The organism is Janthinobacterium sp., from assembly GCF_009923995.1.
GTDB lineage: Bacteria > Pseudomonadota > Gammaproteobacteria > Burkholderiales > Burkholderiaceae_D > Janthinobacterium.
The window spans coordinates 117,048-130,850 of record NZ_RFSK01000007.1; the positions used below are offsets into that span (position 1 = coordinate 117,048).

12 protein-coding genes are annotated in these 13,803 nt (G+C 61.8%); 9 read left to right on the forward strand and 3 right to left on the reverse strand.

The genetic code is table 11. From position 1 onward, the window contains the following. Nucleotide 1 precedes the first annotated feature (1 nt). The 5 genes from EBS11_RS05780 (at nucleotide 2) to EBS11_RS05800 (ending at nucleotide 5,273) form a co-directional block, all read left to right on the forward strand. Nucleotides 2-970, forward strand: a complete 969-nt coding sequence (locus EBS11_RS05780; protein ID WP_290601217.1) for a D-alanine--D-alanine ligase — start codon at nucleotides 2-4, stop codon at nucleotides 968-970. Between the two features lies 1 nt (nucleotide 971). Next, a complete protein-coding gene (locus EBS11_RS05785) occupies nucleotides 972-1,784 on the forward strand; it encodes a cell division protein FtsQ/DivIB (RefSeq protein WP_290601218.1) in 813 nt (270 codons plus the stop codon). A gap of 52 nt (nucleotides 1,785-1,836) precedes the next feature. Next, nucleotides 1,837-3,069 carry a cell division protein FtsA gene (gene ftsA / locus EBS11_RS05790; protein ID WP_010394955.1) on the forward strand — a complete coding sequence of 411 codons (1,233 nt, stop codon included), beginning with the start codon at nucleotides 1,837-1,839 and terminating at the stop codon, nucleotides 3,067-3,069. A 155-nt stretch (nucleotides 3,070-3,224) separates the two neighbouring features. Beyond that, nucleotides 3,225-4,433 carry a cell division protein FtsZ gene (ftsZ, locus tag EBS11_RS05795; protein WP_290601223.1) on the forward strand — a complete coding sequence of 403 codons (1,209 nt, stop codon included), beginning with the start codon at nucleotides 3,225-3,227 and terminating at the stop codon, nucleotides 4,431-4,433. A 333-nt stretch (nucleotides 4,434-4,766) separates the two neighbouring features. Continuing rightward, the gene (locus EBS11_RS05800) at nucleotides 4,767-5,273 is read left to right on the forward strand and encodes a peroxiredoxin (RefSeq protein WP_290601224.1); all 507 of its coding nucleotides are present in this window, start codon (nucleotides 4,767-4,769) and stop codon (nucleotides 5,271-5,273) included. Nucleotides 5,274-5,394: 121 nt separating this feature from the next. On the opposite strand, the gene EBS11_RS05805 is transcribed toward EBS11_RS05800, so the two are convergent. Then, a complete protein-coding gene (locus tag EBS11_RS05805) occupies nucleotides 5,395-6,162 on the reverse strand; it encodes a class I SAM-dependent methyltransferase (protein WP_290601226.1) in 768 nt (255 codons plus the stop codon). A 104-nt stretch (nucleotides 6,163-6,266) separates the two neighbouring features. Between EBS11_RS05805 and EBS11_RS05810 the strand changes: the two genes are divergently transcribed. The 3 genes from EBS11_RS05810 to lpxC all read left to right on the forward strand — a co-directional run bounded on the left by EBS11_RS05810 (nucleotide 6,267) and on the right by lpxC (nucleotide 9,057). Beyond that, nucleotides 6,267-7,037 (forward strand): helix-turn-helix transcriptional regulator, encoded by a 771-nt coding sequence (locus EBS11_RS05810; protein ID WP_290601228.1) that lies wholly within the window; start codon nucleotides 6,267-6,269, stop codon nucleotides 7,035-7,037. Nucleotides 7,038-7,203: 166 nt separating this feature from the next. Further along, nucleotides 7,204-8,046 (forward strand): DMT family transporter, encoded by an 843-nt coding sequence (locus tag EBS11_RS05815; RefSeq protein WP_290601275.1) that lies wholly within the window; start codon nucleotides 7,204-7,206, stop codon nucleotides 8,044-8,046. A 75-nt stretch (nucleotides 8,047-8,121) separates the two neighbouring features. After that, the gene (gene lpxC / locus EBS11_RS05820; RefSeq protein ID WP_290601229.1) at nucleotides 8,122-9,057 is read left to right on the forward strand and encodes a UDP-3-O-acyl-N-acetylglucosamine deacetylase; all 936 of its coding nucleotides are present in this window, start codon (nucleotides 8,122-8,124) and stop codon (nucleotides 9,055-9,057) included. A 140-nt stretch (nucleotides 9,058-9,197) separates the two neighbouring features. Here the strand turns inward: lpxC and EBS11_RS05825 are convergent, their stop codons facing one another. Further along, the gene (locus EBS11_RS05825; RefSeq protein WP_290601232.1) at nucleotides 9,198-9,707 is read right to left on the reverse strand and encodes a DciA family protein; all 510 of its coding nucleotides are present in this window, start codon (nucleotides 9,705-9,707) and stop codon (nucleotides 9,198-9,200) included. A 280-nt stretch (nucleotides 9,708-9,987) separates the two neighbouring features. Between EBS11_RS05825 and secA the strand changes: the two genes are divergently transcribed. Then, on the forward strand, nucleotides 9,988-12,756 hold the full coding sequence (gene secA / locus EBS11_RS05830) for a preprotein translocase subunit SecA (RefSeq protein ID WP_290601234.1): 2,769 nt from the start codon (nucleotides 9,988-9,990) through the stop codon (nucleotides 12,754-12,756). A gap of 75 nt (nucleotides 12,757-12,831) precedes the next feature. Here secA and EBS11_RS05835 read toward each other — a convergent pair whose 3' ends face one another. Next, a complete protein-coding gene (locus EBS11_RS05835) occupies nucleotides 12,832-13,800 on the reverse strand; it encodes an alpha/beta hydrolase (protein ID WP_290601235.1) in 969 nt (322 codons plus the stop codon). Nucleotides 13,801-13,803: the final 3 nt, after the last annotated feature.

Consider the following 13,803-nt stretch of genomic DNA (forward strand, 5'->3'; position numbering starts at 1 on the left):
TGTGAACCAAGCTTCAGCTATCGATGTAAAACAATTGGGCAAGGTCGGCGTCCTGTTCGGCGGCAGCTCGGCCGAGCGCGAAGTGTCGCTGATGTCCGGTACGGGGGTGCTGGCCGCGCTGAAAAGCCATGGCGTGGATGCGCATGGCTTCGATACGGGCGAGCGCAGCCTGGCCGAACTGGCCGCTGAAAAATTTGACCGCGTCTTCATCGCGCTGCATGGCCGCTTCGGCGAAGACGGCAGCCTGCAGGGCGCGCTGGAACAGCTGGGCATTCCCTACACGGGCAGCGGCGTGATGGCTTGCGCCGTGGGCATGGACAAGGTCTATACCAAGATGATCTGGCTGATGCACAAGCTGCCGACGCCGCAGTACGCTGTGCTGGACGACAGCTCCGACCTGGCCAAGGTGGCAGCGGAACTGGGCTTGCCGCTGATCGTCAAGCCGCCGCACGAAGGCTCGAGCATCGGCATCACGACTGTCAAGGAGGCCTCGGCCTTCCAGGCGGCCTACGATATCGCCGCCGGCCTCGATGATTCGGTGCTGGCAGAGGAATTCATCCAGGGTCGCGAGTTCACCGTGGCGATCCTTGGCAAGGGCGCTACGGCGCGCGCGCTGCCGCCGATTGAAATCGTCGCCCCGCAAGGCAGTTACGACTACCAGAACAAGTATTTTACCGACGATACGCAGTATTTCTGCCCGCCGCAGCTGGACCCGGCGATCGTGGCGGAGATGGAGCGCATTGCCGTGGAAGCCTACCGTGCCCTTGGCTGCGAAGGATGGGGACGGGTCGATGTGCTGATGCGCGCGGCCGACAGCAAACTGTTCCTGCTGGAGGTGAATACCTCGCCCGGCATGACGGGCCATTCGCTCGTGCCGATGGCGGCGCGCGCGGTGGGCATCAGCTATGAAGACCTGTGCCTGGAAATCGTCTCCGGCGCGCGCCTGAAAATGCACAAGGGACAGCACTGATATGTGGCATGACGCTAAAAGCCTGAATACGACTGCCAACGGCTTGCTGGCCGCGGTTCTGGTCGTGTGCGTGGCGGCCGGCGTCTGGTGGGTATCGCAGCGTCCCATGTTCGACCTGCGCACCATCAAGGTGGAAAGCGCGGACGACAAGGGCCTGCGCCACGTGAATTACCTGACCCTACGCAGCGGCACCTTGGGGCGCATCAAGGGCAATTTTTTCACGACCAACCTGGAAAGCGTGCGTGGCGTGTTCGAGGCGGTGCCCTGGGTGCGCCGCGCCAGCGTGCGGCGCGAGTGGCCCAACCAGCTGATCGTGGCGCTGGAAGAACACGAAGCGCTGGGCACGTGGGGCGAGGATGGACGCCTGCTGTCGGTCAAGGGCGACGTGTTTACGGCCAATGTGGCCGAAGCGGAAGACGACCATGAACTGCCCGCGTTTTCGGGCCCGGACGGCAGCGAGAAGGAAGTGCTGGCCACCTACGTGCAGCTGGAAAAATGGTTTGCACCGCTGAAGATGGTGCCGGAAAGCCTGTCGCTGTCGAGCCGTTACGCGTGGACCGTGAAACTGAATAACGGCATGAGCGTGGCGCTGGGACGCGAGCAGAATCATACGACCCTGAAGGCGCGGGTCGACCGGCTGGTGGGGATTTATCCGCAGCTGGCGAGCCGCCTGGAAAATATCGACACGATCGACATGCGCTACCAGAATGGCCTGGCCTTGAGTTCCGCTGGCCTCGTGATACCGGCGGAAGGCAAGGATGGCAGGCCAGTGATGAAGAAAAAGAACAGCAGTCCGATTAAAAAACCGGCTTGACCGAATACCCAATTAATCAATTAATTATTAGCCCAAAAACTAGGCGACAGAAATGACAAAAGACGCGAAAAACCTGATCGTCGGCCTCGACATCGGCACCTCGAAAGTGGTGGCGGTGGTAGCCGAAGTGATGTCCGACGGGCGCCACGAAGTGATCGGGCTGGGCCAGCACGAATCGAAGGGCCTGAAAAAAGGCGTGGTGGTCAATATCGAGGCTACGGTGGAGTCCATCCAGCGCGCGCTGGAAGAGGCCGAGCTGATGGCCGACTGCAAGATCCGCAATGTGTATGCGGGCATCGCCGGCAGCCATATCCGCAGCTTCAATTCCAGCGGCATGGTGGCCATCAAGGACAAAGAAGTGACGGCGACCGACGTGGCGCGCGTCATCGAGACGGCAAAAGCGGTTAACATTCCGACCGATCAGCAATTGCTGCACACGGTGCCGCAAGAGTTCATCGTCGACAGCCAGGAAGATGTGCGCGAGCCTATCGGCATGAGCGGCATCCGTCTGGAGGTGAAGGTGCATATCGTCACCGGCGCCGTGTCGGCGGTGCAGAACATCGTCAAGTGCGTGCGCCGCTGCGGCCTGGAAGTGTCGGACCTGATCCTGCAGCCGATGGCTTCGGCCGACGCCGTGCTCACGCCCGATGAAAAGGAGCTGGGTGTGGTGCTGATCGACATCGGCGGCGGCACGACCGATGTGGCGGTGTTCTCCGATGGCGCGATCCGCCATACGGCAGTCATTCCCATCGCCGGCGACCAGATCACCAACGACATTGCCATGGCCTTGCGCACCCCGACCGCGGAAGCGGAAGAAATCAAGATCCGCTATGGCGTGGCCAAGCAGGTCCTGGCCGATCCCGGTGAATCGCTGGAAGTGCCAGGCCTGGGCGACCGCGGTCCACGCAACCTGTCGCGCCAGGCGCTGGCCGCCGTGATCGAACCGCGCGTCGAAGAGCTGTTCGCCATGGTGCACCAGGTGGTGCGCGAATCCGGTTACGAAGGCGTGCTGTCGTCGGGCATCGTGCTCACGGGCGGCACCTCCATCATGCCTGGCATGGTGGAAATGGCGGAAGACATTTTCCTGAAGCCGGCGCGCCTGGGCACGCCCGAGTATCGGGGCCAGCTGGCCGACGTGGTGCGCAGTCCGCGCTATGCCACGGTATTGGGCCTGCTGCTGGAAGCGAAAAAGCAATACCTGCGCGGTCACATCGTGACGCGTCAGGACGGCTCGGTGAAGGCAGTCTGGCAGCGCATGAAGGAATGGTTTTTAGGGAATTTTTAAGGGCATGATTTTCGCCCGGCAGCACAGTTTTTTTGGCAGCATCGCAGGTAAACACACATAACTTAATTTTATATTTAACCGCAGTTTTCAATCTCCAGTTCTCCTACCAATATGAGGCCTGGCGCTTGGAAACCGCATTCTGATAGGAGCACATCATGGAGTTCGATATGGTCGATAACACAGCTTTAGGTACCGTCATCAAGGTCGTCGGCGTCGGCGGTGCGGGTGGCAATGCAGTCCAACACATGATCAACAAAGGCATGTCGGGCGTGGAGTTCATTGCCGCCAATACCGACGCACAGGCCCTGTCAACCTCGAAGGCCCACAACATCATCCAGATCGGCGATACGGGTCTGGGCGCCGGGATGAAGCCGGCCGTCGGCCGCCAGTTGGCGGAAGAATCGCGCACGCGCATCGCCGATTCGCTGCGCGGCGCGCACATGGTCTTCATCGCTGCCGGCATGGGCGGCGGCACGGGCACGGGCGCCGCTCCCATCGTGGCCGAAGTGGCCAAGGAACTGGGCGCGCTGACGGTGGCCGTGGTTTCCAAGCCATTCTCGTACGAAGGCCAGAAGTGCATGGATATCGCCGACGAAGGTCTGGAGCAGCTGTCGCTGCACGTCGATTCGCTGATCATCATCCTCAATGAAAAGCTGGAAGAGATCTACGAAGATGAAAGCATGCTGGAATGGATGCAGCACGCCGATGATGTGCTCAACAACGCGGTGGCCGGCATCGCCGAGATCATCAACGTGCCGGGCCATATCAACGTCGACTTCAACGACGTGAAAACCATCATGGGTGAGCAGGGCAAGGCCATGATGGGCACGGCGACGGCATCCGGCGTCGACCGCGCGCGCATCGCTGCCGAGCAGGCCGTCGCTTCGCCGCTGCTGGACGGTATCGACTTGTCCGGCGCGCGCGGCGTGCTGGTCAACGTCACGGCCAGCCGTGGCTTGAAGGGCAAGGAGATCAAGGAAGTCATGGCCGCCGTGCGCGCGTTTGCGGCGCCGGACGCGTCGATCGCACAAGGCATCGCCTACGACGACGCCATGGGCGACGATATCCGTGTCACCGTGGTGGCGACGGGCCTGGGCCGCGCGAAGAAAAACATCCAGCTGGTACCGCAGCAAGTGCTGCGCACCGGCACCCACAACGGCCCGCTGACCCCGTCGGCGGCGATGGGCGGCGCGCAGGCTGCGACGACCACCGTGGGCGTGGCCACGCCGGCAGCCGGTTTCGATGGCATGAAGGCACCGGCCGTATGGCGCCGCGAATCGGCTTCCGAGCAGGTGCGCGCGATGGAGAAGAACGGTATGGAAACGTACGACATTCCAGCGTTCCTGCGCAAACAAGCCGACTAATCACAGTGAAAAAAGCTCATGGCGGCGTTGCATAGCCTTGCCGTACAGTCGTACTGTCTTCGGCCATGCGCCTTGCCCTGAGCATTTTTCATGTGATTAGGTTTCCGGAGGTGATCTGATGTCAGCAACAATGACGGCGGCCTGAGGGCCGCCGTTTTTTTATCCGTTTTCTTGATGTTTGCCTTTGCCTTCCTGGCTGTTTTCTGCACAAATACGGCAAGTCAGGCATACTATCGCGCTGGGCCAGCTTCACGCTAGCCGAACCAGATCACGGGCGCTGTCCGCTCCATGCAGCGGGCAGCGTCTTCAACCGACAGTACACAAGGAGTCAACATGACCATCAAGATCGGCGACACCCTGCCAGAAGGCACCCTGGCTGAATTCATCGAAAGCGAAACCGAAGGCTGCGCATTGGGCCCGAACACGTTCAACGTGCAAGACCTGGTCAAGGGCAAGAAGATCGCCATCTTCGGCCTGCCAGGCGCCTACACCCCGACCTGCTCCGCACAGCACGTGCCAGGCTACGTCAAGCACGCCGCCGACCTGAAGGCCAAGGGCGTCGATGAAATCTGGTGCATCTCCGTCAACGACGCGTTCGTGATGGGCGCCTGGGGCCGCGACCAGAAAGCCACCGGCGTCGTGCGCATGATGGCTGACGGCAACGCCGCCTTCAGCAAGGCCCTGGGCCTGGATGCCGATTTCTCCAAGCACGGCATGGGCACGCGCTCACAGCGCTACTCGATGCTGGTCGACAATGGCGTCGTGACGCAATTGAACGTCGAGCAGGGCGGCAAGTTTGAAGTGTCGAATGCCGAGACGCTGCTGGGCCAGCTGGCTTGATGGTCGGGGTCAGACCCTTGGGGTCTGGCCCCAGCAATTGTGTAGGGTTAATGCCCAGCTAAAGCTTGCTACCAATCCAAATCAAAATCTGGGGTCGGACCCAAAGGGTCCGACCCCATTTTTATTGCACCTGCGGTTTTGTCGCCTCGAACATGGCCGCGTCGATGCTGAACGAATAATCATCCTGCAGCGCGAAATAGCGCCGCGCTTCTTCGGGCGCGCCGTCGAACAGATTGCGGATGGCCGCCACGCGTTCGACCGGGGTGCGCATGCGCGCCACCCACTCGTCGAACTGCATCGTCAGTTTCCACACGCTGCGCAAGCTGTGCGTGAAGCCCGCGTTGTCGAACTTGGCGCCCCATTCGCAGCTGCGGTAGTCGCGCACGTGCGAGGCGTCGCGCAGCATTTCCACCGCCTGCAAGGTGCTGTCGTACAGGGCCGTTTTCGGCGCCACGATGTCGATTACCAGCAAGGTGCCGTTCGGACGCAGCACGCGCCACGCTTCGGCCAGCGCGCCCGCCACGTCGTTCCAGTGGTGCGCGGAAAAGCGCGTGACGACCATGTCGAAGCTGGCGTCGGCAAACGGCAGCCGGGCCACGTCGCCCTGCTGCGTGCTGATGTTGTGCAAGCCGCGCTGCACCCGGGCGCATTCCACCACGTCGAGCATGGGCTGCGCCAGGTCGTAGGCGACGACGGATGCGGCCACGGGGGCGACGGCAAAGCTGGCGTGGCCCGCGCCGCAGCCCAGGTCCAGCACCACCGGCTTGCCATGGCGGCGCGCGCATTCCTGCATCAGCACCAGGTCGGCTCCCTGCGCGTGGACCGCGCTGCTCAGGTAGGCATTGGCCGTCTTGCCAAACTGTTCGGTAACGACATCGTGCTGCTGCATGATTTTCTCCTGTGGATGGGTGAGTACACGCAGAATAAGGATAAAATTATCCTGTAACAAGACCATAACTTATACTGGTATATCGACTACCATGCATCTCTGCCATGTCCACCAAACTCGCTGAATTCATCCGCGCCCGGCGCGAAGCCGTCACGCCCGCCATGGCCGGTTTGCCCGGCGGCGGACGGCGGCGCACGCCCGGCTTGCGGCGCGAAGAGCTGGCGCAGCTGTGCGATGTCAGCCCCACCTGGCTGACGTGGCTGGAGCAGGGGCGGCCCGTGTCCGCATCGGCCAAGATGCTGGCGCGCCTGGCGCAGGTGCTGCAGCTGAGCGCGGCCGAGCGCGCCTATCTGTTCGAGGTGGCCGACAAGCATGACCCGAGCCACGGGGCAGGCGAGGGCGATGGGCCTGCTAGAGCCGAGCTGGCCGCCATCGTCGCCGCCGTCGCCGCACCCGCCTACATCCTGGATCGCGCGTGGAATGCGGTCGCGTGGAATGACGCCGCCGCCGGCTTGTTCACGGGCTGGCTGCATGGCGATGCGGCCACGCCGAACCAGCTGCGTTTTATGTTCCTCGAAGCTGGCGCGCGTGAGCTGGTCGTCGGCTGGCCCGAACGGGCGCAGCGGCTGGTGGCGGAGTTCCGCGCCGATATCGGCCGCCATGCGGACCAGGCGCCGCTGGCCGGCCTGATCGCCGAACTGGCCGGCGCCAGCGCGCCATTTCGCCAATGGTGGGAGGCGCAGCAGGTGCAGGGCCGCGACGGCGGATTGCGCCGCTTCCAGCATCCGCAGCAAGGCTTGCTGGCATTTCATCAGGTGACCTTGCACCTAGCGCGGCAGCACGAGCTGAAGCTGGTGATGCTGCTGCCCGTATAGTTGCCCCTTTGAAAATGTAAAATGGCGGCGCTTGTTATAATCGGGGCGACTGCCTGGCTCCCGCCATGCTGTCCTGGCTCCGGCCGTCGCCATGATGACGGCCCCGCTCTGTCGCCAGGAGGCTGTCCTGTTACCCCGCAATCCCAACCTGCGCAGCATCTACGTGATGCTGGTCGCCGTCGCCATGTTTTCCCTGATGGACACGGCCATGAAGCTGCTGTCCGCCCATTATCCGCCCATGCAGGTGACGGCCCTGCGCGCCCTGTCGTCCTTGCCGCTCGTCTGCCTGTACCTGCTGTACCGCGGCGCTTTTACCAATGTGATGCAGGTGCGCTGGCCGCTGCACCTGCTGCGCGGCGCCCTGGGCGTACTGATGATTACCCTGTTCGCCTACGGCCTGAAGCGCATGTCGCTCGCCGAGACGTACTCGCTGTTCTTCGTCGCCCCATTGCTGATCACGGTCCTGTCCGTCTTTATCTTGAAGGAGAAGGTTGACTTTGCGCGCTGGTGCGCCATCGCCGTGGGCCTGCTGGGCGTGCTGGTGGCGCTGCGTCCGGACGGTTCGGGATTCTTTTCGCTGGCCGGCCTGGCCGTGCTGGGTTCGGCCGCCTGCTACGCCATTTCGGCCGTCACGGGCCGCATCCTCAGCCGCACGGATGCCAGCGAAAGCATGGTCTTCTGGCTGATGGTGATGATGGCCATCGGCGGCGTGGCACTGTCGGCGCATGAGTGGGTGAGCATCCGCCACGACGACTGGTGGCTGCTGGCAGGCCTGTCCGTCAGCGGTTTCCTGGGACAGTTGGCCATCACGGAGGCGTTTCGCCATGGCAAGGCATCCAGCGTGGCGCCGTTCGAATACTCGGCCCTGGCGTGGGGCATGGCCCTGGACTGGCTGCTGTGGCGCGCCTTGCCCGACCAATACACCCTGATCGGCGCGGCCATCATCATCGGCAGCGGCATTTACCTCGTGCGCCGCGAAGCCGTGCATGCGGAAAGCGAGCATCCCTGACGGTGCATTGTGGTTTTTCTGGCGTGGCTCATGCCGCGCCGCAACGAAAAGACGCCAAATGGATATAATCGACAGATGTTAAAACAACGCACTATCAAACAATTGGTCCGCACCATCGGTGTCGGTTTGCATTCTGGTACCAAGGTCGAACTGACCCTGCGACCCGCCGCGATCGACACGGGCATCGTGTTTCGCCGCATCGACCTCGATCCCATCGTGGAGTTTCCCGCCAGCGCCATGGCCGTGGGCGATACGCGCATGGCCTCCGTGCTGATCAAGGACGGCGCCAGGGTTTCTACCGTGGAACATCTGATGTCGGCCGCGGCCGGCATGGGTGTCGATAATATGTATATCGACGTGAATGCGGAAGAAATTCCCATCATGGACGGCTCCGCCTCATCCTTCGTCTACCTGCTGCAGCAGGCGGGGGTGGAGGAGCAGGAAGCACCGAAGAAATTCATCAAGGTCATCAAACCCGTGGAAGTACGCCACGGCAAGGGCGATGCGGAGAAATGGGCGCGATTGTCGCCGTACGACGGCTTCAAGCTCGATTTCTTTATCGAATTCAATCATCCGGCCGTCGATGGCACGATGCAGCGCGCTTCCGTGGACTTCGGCGACGTGTCCTACGTGCACGACGTGGCGCGCGCCCGCACCTTTGGCTTCATGCAGGACGTGGAAAGTTTGCGCGGCATGGGCCTGGCGCGCGGCGGTTCGCTGGAAAACGCCATCGTCATGGACGAGTACCGCATCCTGAATGCGGACGGCTTGCGCTATGAAGACGAGTTCGTGCGCCACAAGATTCTCGACGCCATTGGCGACCTGTATCTGGTGGGACACCCCTTGCTGGCCTACTACACGGCGCATAAGTCGGGCCACGCGCTGAACAACCAGCTGCTGCTGGCGCTGCTGGAACAGCCCGATGCGTATGAAATTGTCTCGTTCGCCACGAACGAGGAAGCGCCGCAGTCGTATTTACGGCAAATGCAGCGCGAGTGGTCGCTTACCTGAGGGAGACCTCATTAAACCTACTGCGCGGACCGATTTCCGGCCTGCGATGCTCACTGTGCTTTAGCACAGTTGCGCTTCTTGACCAGAACTAGGCCCGCTCGCTACGGTTTTCTGAGGTGTCAAGACGCCGCATGGTGTTCTTAATCTTTTGCTTCGCGGTGGTGACGCACTAAACTGCGCAGCGCCGCGATCAGTTGCTCGTTCTGCTTCGATGCGGGCAGGGCCGCGCTCAGCTCTTCCAGGGCGGACATGGCTTTTTCCGGCAAGACCAGCGCCCGCGTATGCACGATGGGCGCGATGCTCTTGATCACTTGCACTTTCAGCTTGATGGCGGAAATCTGCCAGCCCTTTCTTTCCAGTTCCCCTTGCAGTTTCGGCAATTGCTGCTTGAGCTTGGCCGCCAGCGCCGCGTTCGGCGTCGCCAGCACCAGCTGGCCGCCTTCGAACTGCAGGATATCGCAGTGCTCGAACATTACCGGCAGGGCCTTGGCGCAGTCTTTTTGCAGGGCGGCCAGGCGCTGGACGGTGGGCATCAGGGATGCCATCGTCGCATTGCCGCGCAGAAAGTCTGTCGCGCCCGTGACGGCAGGGCCAGAGCGGGCAAAGCCGTAGCCGCGGCGCGGCGCCGGAGAGTAAGTGGGAGTTCGCATGGGCGAAACATATCACAAGTGGCCCGCGCCTGACGAGCGGGGCGGCCGCGGAAACCCTGGCGGGCTGTGGGTCTTGCCTTACAGCATGGAAAATGTCCGCAATTTCTGCCATTTGTTTGTCATTAAGCTATTGTTATATGGCGCATTACCCCAACCATGTCGGGAACGCATGATAAAATCATCGTCTTTTGCCATAGTCGAACTCCGTGCGGTGACACGATGCTTACCTCGTTGTTCCCTACCGAGCTTTTTTTAACGGCGTTTTTTCAAGAATTCAAGCATGTCATTACTGACCCAGATTTTCGGTAGCCGCAACCAGCGGCTGCTCAAGCAATACCAAAAAACGGTACGCGAGATCAATGCGCTCGAGCCGGTCATCGAAAAGCTGTCGGATGCCGAGCTGCAAGCGAAGACGCCTGCCTTCAAGGAACGCATCGCCGCTGGCGAATCGCTCGACGCCCTGTTGCCGGAAGCATTTGCCGTCTGCCGCGAGGCCAGCAAGCGCGTCCTGCGCATGCGCCACTTCGACGTGCAGATGATCGGTGGCATGGTCTTGCACTTTGGCAAGATCGCGGAGATGGGCACGGGCGAGGGCAAGACCCTGATGGCTACCTTGCCCGCCTACCTGAATGCCTTGTCGGGCAAGGGCGTGCACATCGTCACCGTCAATGATTACCTGGCGCAGCGTGATGCCGAGACCATGGGTCGCCTGTATGGCTGGCTGGGTCTGTCGACGGGCGTGAACATGTCGCAGATGGAGCACAGCGCCAAGCAGCAGGCGTACGCCTCGGACATCACGTATGGCACGAACAATGAATTCGGTTTCGACTTCCTGCGTGACAACATGGTCTACGAAGCGCGCGAGCGCGTGCAGCGCAGCCTGAACTTCGGCATCGTCGACGAAGTCGACTCGATCCTGATCGATGAAGCGCGTACGCCGCTGATCATTTCGGGCCAGGCCGAGAACCACACGGACCTGTATCACAAGATCAATGCAGTCCCAAGTCTGCTGACCCTGCAGATCGGCGAAGAAACGCCAGATGGCAAGGGTAAAGTGGAAGTGCCGGGCGACTACACCAAGGATGAAAAAGCGCACCAGGTGCTGCTGACGGAAGCGGGCCACGAAAAGGCCGAGCGCATCCTGATGGAAATGGGCCTGCTGCCGGAAGGCGCCTCGCTGTACGATTCGGCCAACATCACCCTCGTGCACCACCTGTATGCGGCGCTGCGCGCGCATGCCCTGTACTTCAAGGATCAGCACTATGTGGTGCAGAACAATGAAGTGGTGATCGTCGATGAATTCACGGGCCGTCTGATGACGGGCCGCCGCTGGTCCGACGGCCTGCACCAGGCTGTCGAAGCGAAGGAAGGCGTAAAGATCCAGAACGAGAACCAGACCCTGGCCTCGATCACCTTCCAGAACTACTTCCGCATGTACGCCAAGCTGGCCGGCATGACGGGTACGGCCGATACGGAAGCCTACGAATTCCAGGAAATCTATGGCCTGGAAACGGTCGTGATTCCGCAAAACCGTCCGCTGCAGCGCAAGGACCGCCAGGATCAGGTCTACAAATCGTCGGCGGAAAAGTACAACGCGATGTTGAACGACATCCGCGACTGCTACGAGCGCGGCCAGCCCGTGCTGGTGGGCACGACCTCGATCGAGAACTCGGAATTGCTGTCGGGCATCCTGACCAAGGCCGGTCTGCCGCACAACGTGCTGAACGCGAAACAGCATGCCCGCGAAGCGGAAATCATCGCCCAGGCAGGCCGTCCGAAAGCCATCACCATCGCCACCAACATGGCCGGTCGCGGTACCGACATCGTGTTGGGCGGCAATGTGGAAAACCAGATCAAGTTCATCGAAGCCAATCCTGAGTTGAGCGACGCCGAAAAAGCGGCGCAGGCGCAGAAGCTGCGCGATGAATGGCAGTCGCTGCACGACCACGTGGTCAATGCGGGCGGCTTGCACATCATCGGCACCGAACGCCACGAATCGCGCCGCGTCGACAATCAGCTGCGTGGCCGTGCCGGCCGCCAGGGCGATCCGGGTTCGTCCCGCTTCTACCTGTCGCTCGACGACGCGCTGCTGCGCATCTTCGCGGGTGACCGCGTGCGCGCCGTGATGGACCGCCTGAAAATGCCGGAAGGCGAACCGATCGAGGCAGGCATCGTCTCGCGTTCGATCGAGTCGGCCCAGCGCAAGGTGGAAGCGCGCAACTTCGACATCCGCAAGCAATTGCTGGAGTACGATGACGTCGCCAACGACCAGCGCAAGGTCATCTACCAGCAGCGTAACGAGCTGCTGGAAACGAGCGACATTTCGGAAATGATCGCCTCGCTGCGCCACGGCGTGTTCACCGACCTGGTGCACCAGTACGTGCCGCAGGAATCGGTGGAAGAGCAGTGGGATATCAAGGGCCTGGAAAAGACCCTGTCCAGCGAGTGGCTGATCGATTTGCCGCTGCATGAAATGCTGGAAGCCGATCCGACCCTGACGGACGAAGAAATCCTGGAAAAAGTGCTGGCCGCGGCCGACGCCGTGTACCAGTCGAAGATCGACATCGTCGGCAAGGAATCGTTTGGCGGCTTTGAACGCAATGTCATGCTGCAAAGCGTGGACAGCCACTGGCGCGAACATCTGGCGGCGCTCGATCACCTGCGCCAGGGTATTCACCTGCGCGGCTATGCGCAGAAGAACCCGAAACAGGAATACAAGCGCGAAGCGTTCGAACTGTTTGGCCAGATGCTCGACATGATCAAGAACGACGTCACGAAGCACGTGATGACGGTGCGTATCCAGTCGCGCGAAGAAGTCGATGCGGCCGAACAGGCGATGCAGCAGTCGCACGTGGAAAACGTGCACTACCAGCACGCCGAATTCGACCCGAACGCGGCGCCGGAAGAACTGCTGGCGCCTGCGCCTGGCGGCAACATGGATAACGTCGACGACATGAGCGTGAGCATGGGCGTCAAAGTGGGCCGCAACGATCCATGCCCTTGCGGCAGCGGCAAGAAGTACAAGGCTTGCCACGGCAAGCTGGCCTAAGCCGGTGGTATCGGCTTGAAGAAAACGGAGACTGCGGTCTCCGTTTTTTTTTGCCAGCCGCGCGTGGCCGCCCGCTCAGGGAAACGCCCAGTACTGCGGCGCCTGCGATGGTATGCCTTTCAGGCCGCCGCGGTTCTTTGCCCGCTGCCCCGTCTTGATCATGGTGGCGATGTCGGTCAGCAGGACGCGGTTGCTGGCGAAGTAATCATGGCCCATGAAGTTCATGATGACGGCGGAGGCATCGACGAGTTCCATGCCGGGGATGCCGACGACGGGGCCGCGGATGTCGCCTATGCGGTCCCAGTCGGCAAAGTTGTAGGATGCGCGCATGGCCTTGTCGTTCGCGGACGCGTACAGGGTGGCGGGGAGCTTGAGGCTGGCGAAGCGGGGGGCGATCTGGTCGCGGAAGACGTCGGCATTGATGTCTGGCGCGGCCAGCACGACCTGCTTGAACCGGGGCAGCAGGTCGGGGCGTTTTTCCAGCAGGTTGGCCAGGGCCACGGTCATGGGACGGTTACCCATGCTGTGGGCGATGATGTAGATATCGGTGGCGGAGGAGTGCTCGGCGAAGTCGGCGAGGAAGGCCTGCAGGTGCGCCTGGGTCCATTCGGCGGAATTTTCGTCGAATTCATAGCCGGCGAAAGTGCCTTTCGACGGCCAGCTGTAGAAGACGGGCAGGGCGCCGATATCGAGGTCGACCGCCATCTGCGCCGTGCGCCGGGCCGCATCGTCGAAGGAGTTGCTGTAGCCATGGATGTAGATGAAGGCGGCGTGCCGTTCCGGGGCTGCCCGTATCCTGGCCTGGACGGTGGCGAGAAAGTCCACCCGCGACAGGCGTGTAACTCCCTGGATCAGCACATATTTTTGCGCATCGTCGCCGGCCAGGATGGCGTACCAGGGCGGCAGCGGCAGCTCGCCCGGCGCCCTTTTGTCGGGGATGCTCACCTGCACGCTGCCGTAGGTAAGATAGGGTGCTGCGCGGTTGGGCTGCCAGCCATAGTTGTTGTGCTCCGGCAGGTATTGCCTGTCGGTGGCGTAGTACACGGT

Coding starts and splice junctions, on each gene's coding strand:
- EBS11_RS05785 (WP_290601218.1), top strand. CDS start 972: ATGTGGCATGACGCTAAAAGCCTGAATACGACTGCCAACGGCTTGCTG.
- ftsA (WP_010394955.1), top strand. CDS start 1,837: ATGACAAAAGACGCGAAAAACCTGATCGTCGGCCTCGACATCGGCACC.
- ftsZ (WP_290601223.1), top strand. CDS start 3,225: ATGGAGTTCGATATGGTCGATAACACAGCTTTAGGTACCGTCATCAAG.
- EBS11_RS05800 (WP_290601224.1), top strand. CDS start 4,767: ATGACCATCAAGATCGGCGACACCCTGCCAGAAGGCACCCTGGCTGAA.
- EBS11_RS05805 (WP_290601226.1), bottom strand. CDS start 6,162: ATGCAGCAGCACGATGTCGTTACCGAACAGTTTGGCAAGACGGCCAAT.
- EBS11_RS05810 (WP_290601228.1), top strand. CDS start 6,267: ATGTCCACCAAACTCGCTGAATTCATCCGCGCCCGGCGCGAAGCCGTC.
- EBS11_RS05815 (WP_290601275.1), top strand. CDS start 7,204: ATGCTGGTCGCCGTCGCCATGTTTTCCCTGATGGACACGGCCATGAAG.
- lpxC (WP_290601229.1), top strand. CDS start 8,122: ATGTTAAAACAACGCACTATCAAACAATTGGTCCGCACCATCGGTGTC.
- EBS11_RS05825 (WP_290601232.1), bottom strand. CDS start 9,707: ATGCGAACTCCCACTTACTCTCCGGCGCCGCGCCGCGGCTACGGCTTT.
- secA (WP_290601234.1), top strand. CDS start 9,988: ATGTCATTACTGACCCAGATTTTCGGTAGCCGCAACCAGCGGCTGCTC.